This window comes from Henriciella marina DSM 19595 (assembly GCF_000376805.1).
GTDB classification, from domain to species: Bacteria; Pseudomonadota; Alphaproteobacteria; order Caulobacterales; family Hyphomonadaceae; genus Henriciella; species Henriciella marina.
The window spans coordinates 2,748,592-2,765,374 of record NZ_AQXT01000002.1 but is presented as its reverse complement, the minus strand read 5'-3'; the positions used below and the strand labels follow the sequence as shown (position 1 = coordinate 2,765,374).

Below are 16,783 nucleotides of genomic sequence, written 5' to 3'. Positions count from 1 at the left end.
CTTCGACCAGACCAGGAAATCAATTGGAACCGGCCCGTAGAAAGTGCGGGCCGGTTGCTGTGCAACAGAGACGACAGAGAGCAAACAAATGCCACGTTACGACGCACCGGTCCGGGACATGCAATTCATCTTCCACGATGTCCTGTCCCTTCAGAATTACGCCAACCTTGAAGGCTTTGCAGATGCGACGCCTGACATCATCGACCAGATCCTGGAGACGGGCGGTAAATTCGCAAGCGAGGTCCTCTTCCCGCTGAACAAGGTTGGCGACCAGCAAGGCTGCACGCGCGCCGATGACGCCTCGGTCAAGACGCCGGACGGCTTTCCGGATGCCTATAAGCAATTTGTCGAAAATGGCTGGCCGCTCCTGTCGAAGACACCCGAAATGGGCGGACAGGGCCTGCCCCACTCACTGTCCATTGCGGTCAGCGAGATGATGTCGTCGGCCAATATGGCCTTTGCCATGTATCCCGGCCTGACGTCCGGCGCCTATGAGGCGCTGATGGCGGGCGGTTCTGATGAGCAGAAACAGCTCTACGGCCCGAAAATGGCGACCGGCGAATGGGCCGGCACGATGAATCTGACCGAGCCGCAGTGCGGCACCGATCTTGGTCTCATCAAGACCAAGGCCGTCCCGCAGTCTGATGGCAGCTACAAGATCACCGGCCAGAAGATCTGGATTTCAGGCGGCGAGCAGGACCTGACGGAAAATATCGTTCACCTTGTCCTGGCGCGTATTGAAGGCGCCCCGGAAGGCATCAAGGGCATCTCGCTCTTTGTCGTGCCGAAATACAAGGTTAACGAGGATGGCTCGCTCGGCGACCGCAATGCGGTCTCGTGCGGCGGCCTTGAAGAGAAGATGGGCATCCACGGAAATGCGACCTGCGTCATGAATTATGACGAGGCGACGGGCTGGCTGGTCGGCGACGAGCATAAGGGCATGCGCACCATGTTCATCATGATGAACGAAGCGCGTCTCGGTGTCGGCATGCAGGGCCTCGCCCAGGCTGAGGTCGCCTATCAGAACGCAGCCGATTTTGCGCGCGACAGGCTACAGAGCCGCGCCCTTTCCGGCCCGAAAGAACCTGAGAAGCCCGCCGACCCGATCATCGTGCATCCGGATGTCCGCCGCATGTTGCTGGACACCAAGGCCTTCATCGAAGGGGGGCGTCTCTTCACCTACTGGACCGCGCTTCACGGCGACCTCTTGCACAAATCCCCGGATGAGAAAGTCCGCGAGAAGGCTGGCGACTATATGGCGTTGATGACGCCGGTGGTGAAAGCCTTCCTGACCGATCGCGGCCTCAAGGCCTGTAATGATGCGCTGCAGCTGCATGGCGGGACCGGCTTCACGACCGAACAGGGCGTCGAGCAATATGTCCGCGATGTGCGTATCGCCCTCATTTATGAAGGCACCAATGGCATCCAGGCGCTGGATCTTGTCGGCCGCAAGCTCGCCGCCAATGGCGGCCGCGCGATCTTCACCTTCTTTGCCGAAATGGACGACTTCATCGGTGCCCATGAAGGCGATGAAGACATGAAGCCTTTCACTGAGGGGCTGACCAAGGCGAAAGCTGAGCTGCAAGAGGCGACGACCTGGCTGATGCAGAACGGCATGAGCGACTTCAATAATGCCGGGGCCGCATCGACCGACTTTCTGAACCTGTTCGGACTGACGGCGCTTGGCTTCATGTGGGCCAAGATGGCGAAAACTGCCCTGGAGAAGCGCGGTGATGACCCGTTCTATGACGACAAGCTGATCACAGGGCGCTACTATATCAGCCGCATCCTGCCGGAAACGACGTCGCATCTCGCGAAGCTCAAGACCGGCGCAGAACCCCTGATGGCGCTCGGCGCCGAACGGTTCTGATCAAGCATTCGGCAGCGGGCCGGAAGGCCTGCTGCCGGGCTGCTAAATGTCGCGCGGCCTGACGCTGCGTGAGGACTCGCTCCGTCAGAGAGCGGGCTTTATAAATTGACGTGAACGTAAACGACAACTCGTCGCAAACGACACGATTAAGGGAGATTTCGATGCAGGACGTACTGGACGTCGCACCCGCAAAATGGCGTCAGGATGAGGAGATTTCGATCTTCTCCGATGCTGTCGGCCAATTCTTTGAGCGCGAATGCAAGCCGCATGTCGAAGACTGGCGCAAGCAAGGCTACGTCCCGCGTGAGATGTGGAAGAAGGCCGGCGATGCAGGTCTGCTCTGCGCATCTGTCTCCGATGAGTATGGCGGCGCAGGCGGGGATTTCCGCCATGAGGCTGTCATCATCGAACAGCAGCAGTGGAAGGGCATCGACGGCTTCGGCATCACGCTGCACAATGCCATCATCGCCCCCTATATCGAGACATTCGGCTCTGAAGAGCAGAAGAAAAATTGGCTGCCGCGTCTGGCGTCAGGCGACCTGATCGCTGCCATCGCAATGACCGAGCCCGGCACCGGGTCGGACCTTCAGGCCGTAAAGACGAGCGCGAAGAAGGATGGCAACCACTATGTCATCAACGGCTCGAAGACCTTCATCTCGAACGGTCAGACGGCCAATTTTGTCGTCGTCGTCGCCAAGACCGACCCCACCAAAGGCTCCAAGGGCATCTCACTGATCTGCGTCGAGACGGACGAGGTCGAGGGCTTCGAACGCGGCCGCAACCTCAGCAAGATCGGTCAGAAGGCTGCTGATACGTCCGAACTCTTCTTCAATGATGTGCGCGTGCCGACCTCCAATTTGCTCGGCGCTGAAGAGGGTCAGGGCTTTGTCCAGCTGATGACCAAGCTGCCGCAGGAGCGTCATGTCATCGGCCTTCAGGGCGTCGGCATGATTGAGCGCGCGATCGCCGAAACCGTCGCTTACGTAAAACAGCGCAAGGCGTTCGGCGGAACGATCTGGGACTTCCAGAATACGCAGTTCAAGCTGGCCGAATGCAAGACAGAAGCGACCGTCGCGAAGGTCTTCGCTGACCATTGCACTGAGCTTCTGCTGAAAAACAAGCTCGATGCGGCAACGGCCTCGATGTCGAAATACTGGATCTCCGATCTTCAGTGCAAGATCATCGACGAATGCCTGCAGCTGCATGGCGGCTATGGCTATATGGACGAGTATCCCATCGGCCAGATGTATGCCGATGCGCGCGTCCAGCGCATCTATGGCGGCGCCAATGAAGTCATGAAAATGCTAATTGCGAGGTCGATGTAGCCACATGGTCCGCTGGCTCGGCATCGCGTCCATCATTCTCGGGATCATATCGATCCTGCTGGGCGCCTATGTCGAATTTGCCCGCCCGGATGCGGGCGTCAGCGGCTTTGTGCCGATCGCGCTGGGACTCGGCTCTCTCGTCATCGGCCTCATCGTCCTTCGCCAATCTGACCATCTGAATTTTTGAATGTCCTGAAAGGAGCATTATCCAAATGAACGAAGCATATATCTACGATGCTGTGCGCACACCGCGCGGCAAAGGCAAGCAGAGCGGGTCGCTGCATGAAATCACCTCGCTTTCGCTTGCGACACAGGCGCTACAGGCGATCCGCGACCGAAACGAACTCGACACCAACTATGTCGACGATGTGGTTCTCGGTTGTGTCTCGCCAGTTGGTGAGCAAGGCGGCGACATTGCGCGGATCGCCGTGCTGAATGCTGAGTATGCAGAGACCACGGCCGGCGTACAGGTCGACCGTTTCTGCGCCTCTGGCCTTGAGGCCTGCAACATGGCCGCGTCCAAAGTCATGACCGGCGAGGCAGATATGGCAATCGGCGGCGGCGTCGAAGCCATGTCGCGCGTTCCAATGGGCGCCGCTGGTGGTGCCTGGTCGTCTGACCCGTCCATCGCGATCAAATCCTATTTCGCGCCGCAGGGCGTTGGCGCAGACACCATTGCGACCAAATGGGGCTTCTCACGCGATGATGTCGACGCCTATGCGGTCGAGTCGCAAAAGCGCGCCGCCAACGCCTGGAAGGAAGGGCGTTTTTCGAAATCCATCGTTCCTGTGAAGGACCAGATGGGCGCCATCATCCTTGATCATGACGAGCATATGCGTCCCGATGCCGACATGCAGTCGCTGGCCGGTCTTAATCCGTCCTTCGCGGGCATGGGCAGCATGGGCTTCGATGAGATCATCAAGCAGCGCTATCCTGAGCTGGAAAGCATCGACCACGTTCACCATGCCGGTAACTCTTCCGGTATCGTGGATGGCGCATCGGCCGTTCTGTTCGGTTCGAAGGAAATGGGCGAGCGGCTTGGCCTGAAGCCGCGCGCGCGCATCAGATCCATGGCCTCGATCGGCTCAGAGCCGGCGATCATGCTGACCGGCCCGACGGCCGTCTCCCGCAAGGCGCTGATGAAAGCTGGCATGGATGTCGGCGATATCGACATCTATGAGCTCAATGAGGCGTTCGCGTCCGTGCCGATGCTGATGATGCATCTGCTCGGCATTCCGCACGAGAAGATGAACGTAAACGGCGGCGCCATTGCCATGGGCCACCCGCTTGGGGCGACCGGCGGCATGCTGCTGGGCACCATGGTCGACGAGCTCGAGCGCTCCGACAAGGAAACCGCACTGGTAACACTTTGCGTGGGCGCCGGCATGGGCACAGCAACGATCATCGAACGGGTCTAGGTGAGCAACGAGGCGTTCCAGAAGGGCCTGCCGGTCGGCATAGCGATCGGTATTGCCATAGGCGCGGCGCTCGGCGTCGCCCTTGGCAATATGGCCTTCATGGGCGCCGGCCTTGCCATCGGCATCGGTCTCGCACCGGCCTTCGGCAAGGCGCAGCTCAATCAGACCAAAGATAACCACAAGACGGATGAAGACAGCTCCGCAGAGGGCTGATCTTCAAGAGGACAGATAGATGGAACTCGAAACCTTCAAATTCGACATTGACGGCGATGGCATTGCGCACGCCGCTTTCGACGTGCCGGGCCGCAGCATGAATACGCTGACGGGGCAGGCCGTTCAGGACATCATCGCGATCGCCAAGGAAGTCGCGAGCAACGACAAGATCAAGGGTCTTGTCCTGTCGTCTGGCAAGCCTTCGGGCTTCTGCGCCGGCGCAGACCTTGGTGAGATGGGCAACCGCGCCGGAGCTGGCGATGCCAGTGAAAAAAGTGAAGACGAGAAGCTGAAAGAACGCTTTGAGCAAGGTTTCTCGCTCAACAAGACTCTGCGCGAGCTGGAGACCTGCGGAAAGCCGGTCGCCTGCGCCCTTAACGGCCTCGCCCTTGGCGGCGGTCTCGAAGTCGCGCTGGCCTGCCATTACCGTGTCGCAGCCAACGACAATCCGAAGCAGCAATTCGGCCTTCCGGAAGCCAAGATCGGCCTCCTGCCGGGCGCTGGCGGCACGCAGCGCCTGCCACGCCTTGTTGGTGTGCAAGCGGCCCTGCCGCTCATCCTTCAGGGTGAGAGCTTTGACGCTGAAAAAGGCAAGGCGATGGGCGTCATCCAGGAGCTGGCCCCGGGGGCAGACGTCGTCGAAAAGGCAAAGGCATGGGTGAAAGCGAATCCATCGGCCAAGGCCCCATGGGACGAAAAAGGCTTCAAGGTGCCAGGCGGCGTGCCGCACAAGAGCCCTGGTGCCGGTCAGGTCATGACGATGGCGAACGCCATGCTTCACGCCAAGACCTATGGCAACTTCCCGGCCCAGAAGAACATCCTCTCCTGCGTCTATGAAGGCATTCAGGTGCCGATCGATGCAGGCCTTCGGATCGAGACGCGCTACTTCATCAACACCCAGTCACGCCCTGAAGCCAAGGCGATGATCCGTTCGCTGTTCCTGTCGACGCAGGCGCTTTCCAAGGGCGGCAACCGCCCGGAAGGCCACCCGAAAACAGAGTTCAAGAAGATCGCTGTCATCGGCGCAGGCCTGATGGGTGCAGGCGTTGCCTATGTCCAGGCCAAGGCTGGCATCCCGACCGTTCTGGTCGATGTGTCCAAGGAGAACGCCGAGAAGGGCAAGGACTATTCGCGCCGTCTCGTCGAAAAGGACATCTCGCGCGGCAAGTCGACCAAGGAAAAGGGCGACAAGCTCCTCGACCTCATCACGACCACCGACAATTATGACGAGCTGAAGGGCGCAGACCTCGTCATCGAAGCTGTGTTCGAGAATGAAGAGCTGAAAGCCAAGATCACCGAGCAGGCTGAAGCGGTTCTCGGTGAAGACGCTGTCTTTGGCTCCAACACCTCGACCCTGCCGATCACGGGCCTGGCGAAAGCCTCCAAACGTCCGGAAAACTTCATTGGCATCCACTTCTTCTCCCCTGTGGAGCGGATGGGCCTTGTCGAGATCATTTCCGGTGAGAAGACGTCCGAAGCGACACTGGCCAAGGCGATCGACTATGTCCTCGCCATTCGTAAGACGCCGATCTCGGTCAATGACAGCCGCGGTTTCTATACGTCGCGCTGCTTTGGCACCTATACGCGCGAAGGCATGGAAATGCTGGCCGAGGGCATCAAGCCAGCCATCATCGAGAATGTCGGGCGCCAGTCCGGCATGCCGATGGGCCCGCTTGAGGTCTCCGACTCTGTCGGTCTCGACACGGCGCTGAAAGTGACCCGCGCGACAGCCGAAGCAATGGGCGTCGACATCCAGAGCGATGACCGGACCCAGTTCCTCGGCTGGCTGGTCGAGGATCAGGGCCGGGTCGGACGCAAGGCCGGCAAGGGCTTCTACGACTATAATGAGAAAGGTCGCCCGGAGCGTCTCTGGCCGGACCTCAACACCCGCCTTGAAGTGAAGGTCGATGAGTGCCCGCCAGAGATGAAGAAGCATCTGATTGACCGCTTCCTCATCCGTCAGGCTATCGAAGTTGCCCGCTGTTTCGAGGAAGGCGTCATCACCGACGCGCGCGATGCCGACATCGGCTCCATCCTGGCCTGGGGCTTTGCGCCTTATACGGGCGGGTGCTGCTCCTATGTGGACCTCATCTGGGGCATCAAGCCCTTCGTTGAAGAGGCCGAAAAGATGGAAGCCAAATATGGCGAACGCTTCGCCGTGCCACAGCTTCTGAAGGATATGGCCGCCAAGGGCGAAGGCTTCTACGACCGCTTCCCGCCAGGCGGCGTGAAAGCCAAAGTGGCCGCGTAGCCAGACCTCAATACCTGATTGGAAAGGCCGGAGCGCGCGCTCCGGCCTTTCTTGTTTCAGCTCAAGAATTTTTGCGCCATTCAGCCCTAAAGTTCACTATTCAATCGAAGGCGAGTTGAGTCCGTACGCAGCAGAGCATGGCGCCCGGACCCTATGAAACCAAGCCGCTGCCTGCGCAGATCAAGTGATTTTCAAAGGGGGCTTCGAAAGCCCGGAAACCGCATGCGGCTCACTCCCGCCCAAAGAAAAAGGCCGCAGCGATTATGCTGCGGCCTTCATGCTTTTCAGCTGATCAGTTCAGAACTAGCTGGTTGTGACAGGCGTCAGCAGAACTTCGACGCGGCGGTTTGCAGCGCGGCCTGCTTCGGTGTCATTGCTTGCAATCGGCTGGGTTTCGCCGCGGCCATAGGCCGAGATGCGAACCGAGTTTACGCCCTGACCAACGAGATAGTTGGCAACGGTGTTTGCGCGCTGTTCGGAAAGACGCATGTTGTAGTCGTCCGGACCGTCCGAGCTTGCATGGCCGACAACATCAATCGATGTCGACGGGTATTCCTGAAGAACACCGGCAATCTCGTTCAGCGGTCCATAGGCGCTGCCCTGGAGCTCGGCGCTGTTCACTGCGAAATTGACGCTCGAATTGGACGGCATGGTCAACGCGATCTGGTCGCCCTGACGTTCTACCTGGATCTGCGAATTGGCAGTCCGCTCACGGAGCGCGCGCTCCTGGCGGTCCATATACGTCCCGACCGCGCCGCCAGCCAGCGCGCCAACGGCAGCGCCAATTGCAGCGTTACGGCCATCATCGCCGCCTGCAAGCGTACCAAGCGCTGCACCTGCGAGCGCGCCGCCGCCGGCACCATAAGCCTGGTTTTGGGAAAGGCCCGTGCCTTCACAGGCGGTTAGAACGAATGCAGCTGCGGCTACACCAGCCATTACTTTTTTCATTAAATCTCTCCTCATGAGCATATGCCCCCAACACGTTGTAGGAGGTAGTTGAATGGAAACGACCACTATATGAGATCGTTCCAATACTCATTGATGACAGTAATCTTTTAAGATGAATGCAGGACAACATGTGCGGACGATTTTTCAGACATGGCGTAACCTGGTCGGACTATCAGGCCTGGCTCAATCTTATCCCGCCGGATGAGATCGAGCCGCCGGAAGCGACGTATAATGCCGCGCCCGGCACCTATCAGCCGATCCTGCGCCCAGCCCATCGGGGTCATATTGAGCTCGCCCCTGCGTTTTGGGGCCTGGTGCCGTCCTGGTGGAAGAAGCCGCTGAAGGAAAAGTCCTTTTCCAGTTTCAATGCCAAGTCAGAGACAGTGGCAGAAAAGCCTGTGTTTCGCGGGGCCTACCGCCATCACCGCTGCCTGGTGCCCATTAGCGGCTATTATGAATGGACCGGCCGCAAGGGCGCGAAGACGCCCTTTGCCATTGGCCTGCGCAACCGGCGGCATTTCTGCCTGGCAGGCCTTTACGATGTTGCGCTGATCGAAGGCTCCGAGCTTCACAGCTTTACCGTTCTTACCACGCAAGCCAATGAGGCAACGGCCGGTATTCACGCCCGTATGCCGGTCATCCTGCAACAGCAAGACTTTGCGCGCTGGCTGGATACCAGTGAGAACGTCGATGATCTTCTTAAACCGTTTGCATCGGAAGACATGGATGTGTGGCCCGCGCATCCGGATGTAGGAAACGTCCGGAACAATCATTCCGATTTGATCCGCAGCCAATAGCCCGCTAGAAAGATCTCTGTGACACTTTCTTAAAGGTTTTTGGACAAAAAAGTAACATGCGTACGATCTATTTTATCTTTGTCAGCCTTCTGGCCCTGGCCGCTATCGCCGCCTAGCACCGGAAGCTGATTGATGACCCTCTGGCCGGGTCTTTCCAGCCCTAGTCATCTTCAATCTTGAACCCGCGATAAGCGGTTGCGACCAGCGCTGCGATCTCCTCGCATGCCTCGCGCGCAGCCGGAACGGCACCGGTGAACGCCGTAAATCCGTGGGCCAGGCTATCATAGCATTTATAGGTCACTTTCACGCCCGCCTTGCGGAGAAGTTTCGCATAGGCTGCCCCATCATCCACCAGCGGATCGAACCCGGCTGTCGCAATGATTGCGGGCGGCAGGTCTTCCAGCTGCGCCTCACGCGCAGGTGACAGCCGCACATCGGCGCGGTCCTGACCTTCCGGAATATAATGCCCCATGAACCAGCGCATCGTGTCGGCGTTCAGCGGATAGGCCTCGCCATAAGTCTCATATGACGGAAACTCGCTTTCGATTTCGGTCGCTGGATAGATGAGCAATTGCAGAAGCGGCATCGGCTTTCGTTCGCGCATCATCTCCTGCGCAACGATGGCGGAGAAGTTGCCCCCCATGCTGTCGCCGCCGATCGTGGCGATGCCGGCAGGCGCGCCGTAATTGCGCGCGTTACGCAGCGCCCATTCATACGCATCGATACAGTCTTCAAGGCCGGCTGGAAATTTGTGCTCTGGGGCCAGTCTGTAATCGACCGAAAGAACCGGGCAGGCCGCCGCTTTCGATATCATCGAACAGAAGGCATGGCAGGTCTCAAGGTCGCCGATCACGCCGCCGCCGAAATGGTAATAGACCATCATCGGCGCTTTCGGGTCCTGATTGTCGGGGCGGTAAATGCGCACCGGGATCTGATGGCCGTCCGTGCCCTTGATCTCGCTGTCTTCCCAGGTGACCCCGGGCTCTGTCTTGTCAGCGAACATGGCGAGGCCTTGAGCCGACGCGGCGCGGGCCTCAGGCGCAGACAGGCTGGACACGGGCGGCTGCCGCTTTGCACCGGCCATCATGAACTGGAAGCGCGGGTCGAGCGTCCGCCCGCCAAGGATGACCGGCTCTCCGCCTGACAGTTTCACCAGCATGCCGCCAGGCAGCTTCATGAGTAGTTTCACGATCGTCGATTGCAGGCTCATCAGAAGGTCTCCCTCGTCCTATACGCTACGCTTTGGCGCAATCGCGCCGGCCCCGCTCATGAAGAGCTGGGTCGCAAATTCCACGGCGCCCTTTGTATCGACCGGGCGCCTCTGGAGCATATGATCGCCGACTTCTCTCGCAATGCCAATCGCCGCAGCAGTGAGATATCCGGAATCCGCGAGCGATAGCCCGGATGACTTTGCGGCATGCTCGAAGTCGGCGCGGATCTCATCAAAGACGGCATGCATTTCAGGTGTATCGACCCGCATGCCGATCATGACCTTATGCGGCGCACGGCTCTTGATGGCGTCCTCGTTTTCTTCGTTCAGGAATTCGAAATAGGCTTCGTAGGCGGCCGTCAGATATTCTTCGAATGAAGACGCGTTCGCCCGCACCGACGCCAGGCGCGGCCTGAATCGCTTGACCCCTTCGTTGGCGAGAGCTTCGAACACTTCTTCCTTGGAGCGGAAGTAATTGTAGAAGGTGCCGGCTGCGAGATCGGTCTCCCTAATGATATCGCGCACAGTGGCCGCATCTGCGCCGAGGCGGGCGAAGACCTGACGCGCTGCTTCGAGAATGGACTGTCGGTTAGCAGCTTTCGTTCTTGCACGTTTGCCGGGCGCGTCCGATTGCTGAGTGGTTGCCGCCATTTAACGCCCCTAATATACAAGAGGATAAGCAGTGAACAGATCGGTGACGCGTCGTCAACTTTGATGGAGCTGTCGCCCTGCGATTTCGGGCGTCAATTTGCTCACGTCAGCTGCCTTCCAGCTCAAAACCCTGCGCTAAGCGCCATATAGGGCGGGAAGGAGAGCGGATTATGCGCCGTCAGGCCACTTGGAAACGAACCGGTCAGGACTTCAAAGTGCAAATGGACGCCGGTACTGCGGCCGGTGGTCCCCATAATGCCCAGAGGCTGGCCAAAACCGATCTCGCGGCCTTCTTCAATGCCAGACTGGATGTTGTCGAGATGTGCGTAACGCGTGAACACACCCTGTCCGTGGTCGATCAGGATCGTATTGCCAAAGCTGGGGCTGCGGCGGGCCTCGCGGATAATGCCGGGGGCCGCAGAATAGACCATCCCGGCAGGCCTCGAGCGGACATCGAGCCCCTTATGGGTGCGTCCCATCCTGTGACCGAAGCCGGATGTCATGCAGGCATTGTTCGTCGGCACGGCCGCCATGACGACTTTCCCGTCGATCAGGACGATCGGATTGAAATTCAGAACGCGAAAGTCCCGATCATACTCAAAAGCGTTTGTGATCGTGCTGTTCGGACAGAGATACAGGTCTGCATCAGGTTGGAATGGCCCCTGCTCTGCGCTGACGCTGGCTGTTGTCGTGATCGCCGATGGCGCAGAGACCCGTCCCCCATCGTTCAGAGGGTAGGAAACGGGTGCGGGTGTCGTGCTGCATGCTGTCGCCAGCAGCACGACCGCAAAAACTGCAAGCACGGTGCGCAACATGAAGGCCATCCATAAGGTCTAGAACCTATGTCAGGCGGTGGCTTTCACGCGCTTCCGCCCACGCTCTATCTCTTTCATGAGATCTTTTACGTAAGCGTTAAAATCCACCTGCATCGTGTGACGTGGCGCATCGTAGAAGTGGCCGAGGTGGAATTGCTCATCCTCCTCGATGGTTTCCTTCATCTCGTCTTCGGGGGGAAACTCATACTCGCCAGCGATCTTCGCCGCGCAGAGCTTCGATTGCTGCTCAGCAAAGTTTACCAGCGTTGGCAGGGGCTGAGCGAGCCCGAGGAAGAAGAGATTGTCGAGGCCGGGCTTTACCATCCGCTTGTAGAGCGGGAAGCGGTTGTCGACGGGTTTGAGGCGGTCATCGTCGAAGAAAGGGAAGGTAACATTGTATCCGGTCGCCCAGACGATCGCATCGATCTGCTCGCGCGTGCCGTCCTTGAATATGACGCCGTCTCCGACGAGCTTTTCAATCCCGCCTTTGGGTGTGATGTCGCCGCAGCCGACGCGGGTCAGAAACTCACCTGACACAGATGGATGGCCATCGAGCGGTTCATGATCGGGTTTGGGAAGGCCATAGTCTTCCATATTGCCGACCCGCTTCTTGATCGCCTTGCGGGCAAGCTTGCGGCCGAGTTTTGTCGGCATCCAGGATGGCAGGACGGCTTTGTCTGCGGGCTGGCCGTTCATGTATTTCGGCAGCACCCAGACACCGCGGCGCATCGATATGAAAAGCTTATCGGAGATCGGGCGCTGGGAGAGCTCTGACGAAATATCCATCGCCGAATTGCCACCGCCGACAACCATCACCCGCTTGCCGCGGAAGTCATAGGGTTCAAATGGATCGCGGTAGTGATGCGAGTGGACCTGATGGCCGGTGAACTCGCCAGGATATTCAGGTATGCGGGCGTCCCAGTGATGGCCGTTTGCCACAAACAGCCACTGATAGGTGTTGGTTTCGCCGGTCGACAGCGTCACGTCCCAGTCGCCATCCGAGCGGCGCTCGACCTTTGTCACGGCCGTGTTGAAAGTGATCGTCTCACGCAGGCCGAAATGATCGACATAGTCATGGAAATACTGGAGCAGCTGGGCGTGATGCGGGAAATCCGGCCACTCATCCGGCACGGGATAATCTTCAAAGGCGAGGCGCCATTTCGAGGTATCGATGTGCAGGCTCTGATAGCATGATGAGAGCCCGTTCGGATTGCGGTAGTACCAGTTGCCGCCAATATTATCCGACATCTCGAAACAGTCATAGGCGACCCCGTAATCCTTGAGCCGCTTGGCCATGGTGAAGCCAGAACAGCCCGCACCGATGATACAGGCCTTGCCGCTTGATTGTCCGTCGAATGCCATGAATTCCTCCCGCAGCGTCACGCATTGTGCTCGCTTGTCTGGATGGTATCGACGTATCAGGCGACGTCAATTTTTCACGTCGCGGCAACAGGCCTTGAGGGTTTCATGAGCGACAAGACCGAGCATCAGGATGTGATGCTCAAACTGATGGCGCAGAACGCCCAGCGGATCATGTCCACCGTCCCGTGGGCCCAGGCGCTCGGATTTGAGCTGACCGGAATGGAGAAAGGCCGTGCATTTGCGAAAGTCGCCTGGCGCGAAGACCTTGTCGGCGACCCAGATACCGGCGTCATTTATGGCGGGGTCCTGACGGCGCTGCTGGATAATCTGAGCGGCATCTGCATCAACACCGCGCTCAAGAAACCGATGTCCATGGCGACGCTGGATCTGCGCATCGACTATATGCGCCCCGCCGACAAGGGCCGGGACATTCTCGCCGAGGCCGAATGCTATCATGTGACCCGCAATGTCGCCTTCACCCACGCCTGGGCGTATCATGAAAGCCGGGACAAGGTGATCGCGACGGCCGCCGGAACGTTCGCGCTGAATGACATAAGCCGTTGGGCAAGCGGCAATGAGGCGATGGAAATCGCGAACAAGATGATGAACGGCGGCAAATGACCGATCGCGCCGCCCAGCTTCAGGCATTTCTCGACCGCACGCCGTTCGCCCGCTTTATCGGCATGGAATTCAAAACCGATGGCGGCACGCTTGTCACCAAACTCCCCTTTCAGGAGAAGTTTATCGGCAACCGCGCGATCAACGCCCTGCATGGCGGCGCAACGGGTGCCTTTCTGGAACTGACCGCCATGGCTCAGGTTTATCTGGAGTCGGAGCTTCAGCGCCCGCCAAAGCCGATCAATATCACAATCGACTATCTCAGAAGCGCGAAGAGCGAGGATCTTTATGCCCGCGCTATCGTGCACAAGCTCGGCCGGCGGATGGCTAGCGTCCGCGCCGAAGCCTGGCAGGGCGAGGACCCGGCCAAGATCGTCACCGCGCTACAAGCGCATTTCCTGGTCGCTGAGAACAGTTGAGGTTTCGAGCCGCCGGTTGAAGGCGACAGAAACCGCATAGAAGACCAGCGCGAGCGCGCTTAGCCCCGCGCAGGCTGCGAAGGCCGCCTCATAGCCGCCCGTCCCACGTAGCCAGCCAAGCTGACTGGCCCCAATACTCGTGCCGAAATTCAAAAGCGCCATGAAGATGGAAAACTGCGTCGCCGCCACGCTGCCGCGCGACTGGCCCATGGCGATGGCATAGGTGCAGACCGACATCAGAACGAAAAGCACGCTGTAGATCAGGAGATAGGCGAAATAGACGCCGTCTGCGCTCCACATGAAGACCGCCGCAAGGTTTAGCAGCGCCATGCCGATCAGCGCGCCGCCGAGCGCGCGAAGGGGTCCGATCCTGTCGGCGAGCCAACCCGACACGAAGACGCCGAACAGGCCTCCGATGAGGTCAGCTGTTGCGTCCCGGTCGGTGAAGAGGCTGCGGTCCCAGCCCAGCTCCTGCACGGCGACACTCGGCGAAAACGCGGTTTTCAGTCCGTAAGCGAGAAATGCGACCAGGATACCTGCGCCGAGAGCAAGGCTCGCCGGACGCTTCATGGCGATGAGCACATTCCGGACAAGCGGCCACCAGCGCCGAACCTGCACGGCTTCGGTCTGTGCTGATGCGGTCCCGGCCGTCCATGGCATGAGTTTCTCCCCTGCCCTCTCTCGCAAGAGGAGCGGCAGCACCATAACGATGCCAACAAACAGAGCTGTGACGATACCCGCCATAGCATGGCCGCCTTCATCGCTGATGAGGCGGCCCGTCAGAAAGGCAAATCCTGCGGTGCCGAGCGTCTTGCCACCCCACATCAGGCCGTTGGCCGTGGCCCGTTCTTCCTCGCCCAGGATATCGATGGCCATGCCATCGATGGCAACATCCTGAAAGGCGCCGGCAAAGTTCACGGCAAAGCCTGCGACCGCAAACCAGTAGAGGCTGTCGGCTGGCGAACCGAGACCGGCAAACAAGATCAGGCTGGCGATCAGCAGGAGCTGCGCGAGAATCAGCCATGGCCGCTTCCGGCCCATCGGCGCGAAGGTATAGCGGTCCATCAGGATGCCGTTAAAAAGCTTGAAGCTCCACGGCAGCAGGATAATCGCGATATAGCCACCAATCGCTTCGGCGCTGACGCCTTGCGAGGCGAACCAGGCCGGGATCGCAATATAGAGAAGACCTTCCGGCGCACCCTGCGCTGCATAGAGCAACATCAGGCTGCCCAGCCTGAGCGGTTTGTTCTCGCTCAGTGCCGGAATGGTCAACCGCCGTGCTTCCAGGCGACCCGGTAGAGATCGAACCGCCTGTCCCTGAGATTGCGGACCGTGCCTTGAGAGCGCGCGTAAGAGAGATCGGACATATCAAGATCTGCCATGACAACGGCTTCGACATTTTCGGCGATCTCTGCGGCGATCCCTTCGCGGGCGAAGGGATAGTCGCACGGCGTCAGAATAGCGGACTGGGCATAGTTGATGTCCATATTCTCGACATTTGGCAGGTTACCCGTGCACCCCGATGTGACGACGTAGAGCTGGTTCTCGATACAACGCGCATGACAACAATAGCGCACCCGCAGATAGCCCTGGCGGCTGTCGGTACAGAACGGCGTAAACAGGATGCGCGCGCCCTCATCGGTCAAGCGGCGAGCAAGCTCTGGAAACTCGGAATCGTAGCAGATCAGCACGCCGATGGGGCCGCAATCTGTCGGGATCACATCGACGCTGTCGCCGCCCTTGATGTTCCACCAATGGCGCTCATCCGGCGTCGGGTGGATCTTCTCCTGCGCATGAACAGAGCCATCGCGGAGGAAGACATAAGCGACGTTCTGGATGTCGCCATCCTCGGTGCGGGTCGGGTGAGAGCCGCCTATGATGTTGATATTGTAGGAGATTGCGAGCTCGCGCATTTCCTCGACGAAACGCGGCGTGTACTTGGTCAGCGCCTCAATGGATTCGGCCGGACGCAGCTTGCGCTTCTCGAAAGCCAGCAATTGCAGCGTGAACAATTCCGGGAAGACGACGAAATCGGCGCGCCGGTCCGAGCAGACATCGACGAAATACTCGACATTGCTCATGAACTCTTCAAAGCTTTTTACCGCGCGCATCTGGACCTGCACGGTACCGACGCGAACGCGTTCCTTGGTCGTATAGGACACTTTGCTGGTCGGCCGGGCGTCGACCTCATAAGGATTACGCCAGACCATATGGGTGGCATGGCCGCCGCTATCGGTGTCCTCATCGAGATAGTTGCGCAGCACCCCAATCGGCTCAAAGCCGGCACGCAGATGGTAGCGGATAACCGGATCAGTGATCTTCTGCGCGCGGACCGCTTCGACGTAATCCTCAGGGTCTGGATACTGTTTGCGCTTGCGCTTCCAGCCCGGCATGCGCCCGCCAAAGACGATGCCTTTCAGCTCCCACTCTTCACAGAGCTGCTGGCGCGCATTGTAGAGACGCTGACCGATCCGGGTGCGGCGGATCTCCGGGTCGACACAGACCTCCATGCCGTAGAGCCAGTCGCCTTCCGGGTCGTGGCGGGCCGCATAACCATTGCCCGTGATCTCGATCCAGTCATGCGGCTGGAGCGCGAGATCCTCTCCGACGATGAAACTGGCGGCGTAACCCACAACATCGCCGTCATACTCGACGAGGAACTGGCCTTCAGGAAACGAAGAAATCTGTCCGCGCAGCATGCCCGGCGTATAACCATCGGCCGGCCGCCCGTAGACTTTCAGCACGAGCGCCGCAATCGCCGGCACATCGTCCAGCGTTGCGTTGCGCACAACAACGGACGCCTTGGTTCTTTCGCTGGGCATTCGACCCCCTGATCAATCGTGAAGCCACAAACCTAAGCAAGCCTGAGGGGGCGGCAAGGGCGCG

General features: G+C 59.2%; 16 protein-coding genes. 9 read left to right on the top strand and 7 right to left on the bottom strand.

The window, feature by feature from the left end; genetic code table 11:
• Window positions 1–88 precede the first annotated feature (88 nt).
• From F550_RS0113835 to F550_RS0113810, 6 genes are all read left to right on the top strand, one after another.
• A complete protein-coding gene (locus tag F550_RS0113835; RefSeq protein ID WP_026180789.1) occupies window positions 89–1,870 on the top strand; it encodes an acyl-CoA dehydrogenase C-terminal domain-containing protein in 1,782 nt (593 codons plus the stop codon).
• 161 nt (window positions 1,871–2,031) lie between these two features.
• Window positions 2,032–3,195, top strand: a complete 1,164-nt coding sequence (locus F550_RS0113830; protein WP_018149169.1) for an acyl-CoA dehydrogenase family protein — start codon at window positions 2,032–2,034, stop codon at window positions 3,193–3,195.
• A 4-nt stretch (window positions 3,196–3,199) separates the two neighbouring features.
• Window positions 3,200–3,382 (top strand): hypothetical protein, encoded by a 183-nt coding sequence (locus F550_RS0113825; RefSeq protein WP_018149168.1) that lies wholly within the window; start codon window positions 3,200–3,202, stop codon window positions 3,380–3,382.
• A gap of 25 nt (window positions 3,383–3,407) precedes the next feature.
• The gene (locus tag F550_RS0113820) at window positions 3,408–4,613 is read left to right on the top strand and encodes an acetyl-CoA C-acetyltransferase (RefSeq protein WP_018149167.1); all 1,206 of its coding nucleotides are present in this window, start codon (window positions 3,408–3,410) and stop codon (window positions 4,611–4,613) included.
• On the top strand, window positions 4,614–4,826 hold the full coding sequence (locus F550_RS0113815) for a hypothetical protein (RefSeq protein WP_018149166.1): 213 nt from the start codon (window positions 4,614–4,616) through the stop codon (window positions 4,824–4,826).
• Window positions 4,827–4,845: 19 nt separating this feature from the next.
• Entirely contained in the window at window positions 4,846–7,077 is a 2,232-nt protein-coding gene (locus F550_RS0113810) for a 3-hydroxyacyl-CoA dehydrogenase NAD-binding domain-containing protein (protein ID WP_018149165.1), read from the top strand.
• 303 nt (window positions 7,078–7,380) lie between these two features.
• On the opposite strand, the gene F550_RS19515 is transcribed toward F550_RS0113810, so the two are convergent.
• A complete protein-coding gene (locus tag F550_RS19515) occupies window positions 7,381–8,025 on the bottom strand; it encodes an OmpA family protein (protein WP_324603049.1) in 645 nt (214 codons plus the stop codon).
• Window positions 8,026–8,141: 116 nt separating this feature from the next.
• On the opposite strand from F550_RS19515, the gene F550_RS0113795 reads away from it, so the two are divergent.
• Window positions 8,142–8,822 (top strand): SOS response-associated peptidase, encoded by a 681-nt coding sequence (locus tag F550_RS0113795; RefSeq protein WP_018149162.1) that lies wholly within the window; start codon window positions 8,142–8,144, stop codon window positions 8,820–8,822.
• A 160-nt stretch (window positions 8,823–8,982) separates the two neighbouring features.
• On the opposite strand, the gene F550_RS0113790 is transcribed toward F550_RS0113795, so the two are convergent.
• From F550_RS0113790 to F550_RS0113775, 4 genes are all read right to left on the bottom strand, one after another.
• On the bottom strand, window positions 8,983–10,032 hold the full coding sequence (locus F550_RS0113790; protein ID WP_018149161.1) for an alpha/beta hydrolase: 1,050 nt from the start codon (window positions 10,030–10,032) through the stop codon (window positions 8,983–8,985).
• Between the two features lie 18 nt (window positions 10,033–10,050).
• The gene (locus F550_RS0113785; protein ID WP_018149160.1) at window positions 10,051–10,683 is read right to left on the bottom strand and encodes a TetR/AcrR family transcriptional regulator; all 633 of its coding nucleotides are present in this window, start codon (window positions 10,681–10,683) and stop codon (window positions 10,051–10,053) included.
• Window positions 10,684–10,805: 122 nt separating this feature from the next.
• The gene (locus tag F550_RS17940; protein WP_169332272.1) at window positions 10,806–11,498 is read right to left on the bottom strand and encodes a M23 family metallopeptidase; all 693 of its coding nucleotides are present in this window, start codon (window positions 11,496–11,498) and stop codon (window positions 10,806–10,808) included.
• A gap of 30 nt (window positions 11,499–11,528) precedes the next feature.
• Window positions 11,529–12,860 carry a flavin-containing monooxygenase gene (locus F550_RS0113775; protein WP_018149158.1) on the bottom strand — a complete coding sequence of 444 codons (1,332 nt, stop codon included), beginning with the start codon at window positions 12,858–12,860 and terminating at the stop codon, window positions 11,529–11,531.
• Between the two features lie 105 nt (window positions 12,861–12,965).
• Here F550_RS0113775 and F550_RS17935 point away from each other — a divergent pair, with 105 nt between their 5' ends.
• Window positions 12,966–13,481, top strand: coding sequence for a PaaI family thioesterase (locus F550_RS17935; RefSeq protein WP_018149157.1), 516 nt, complete (start codon window positions 12,966–12,968; stop codon window positions 13,479–13,481).
• A complete protein-coding gene (locus F550_RS0113765; protein ID WP_018149156.1) occupies window positions 13,478–13,897 on the top strand; it encodes a PaaI family thioesterase in 420 nt (139 codons plus the stop codon). The genes F550_RS17935 and F550_RS0113765 overlap by 4 nt, the downstream gene beginning before the upstream one ends.
• Here the strand turns inward: F550_RS0113765 and F550_RS0113760 are convergent.
• Both F550_RS0113760 and F550_RS0113755 read right to left on the bottom strand, forming a co-directional pair.
• Window positions 13,862–15,169 carry an MFS transporter gene (locus F550_RS0113760; protein WP_018149155.1) on the bottom strand — a complete coding sequence of 436 codons (1,308 nt, stop codon included), beginning with the start codon at window positions 15,167–15,169 and terminating at the stop codon, window positions 13,862–13,864. The two genes, F550_RS0113765 and F550_RS0113760, sit on opposite strands and share 36 nt — an antisense overlap.
• A complete protein-coding gene (locus tag F550_RS0113755; RefSeq protein ID WP_018149154.1) occupies window positions 15,166–16,719 on the bottom strand; it encodes a carbon-nitrogen hydrolase family protein in 1,554 nt (517 codons plus the stop codon). The genes F550_RS0113760 and F550_RS0113755 overlap by 4 nt, the downstream gene beginning before the upstream one ends.
• Between the last annotated feature and the right edge of the window lie 64 nt (window positions 16,720–16,783).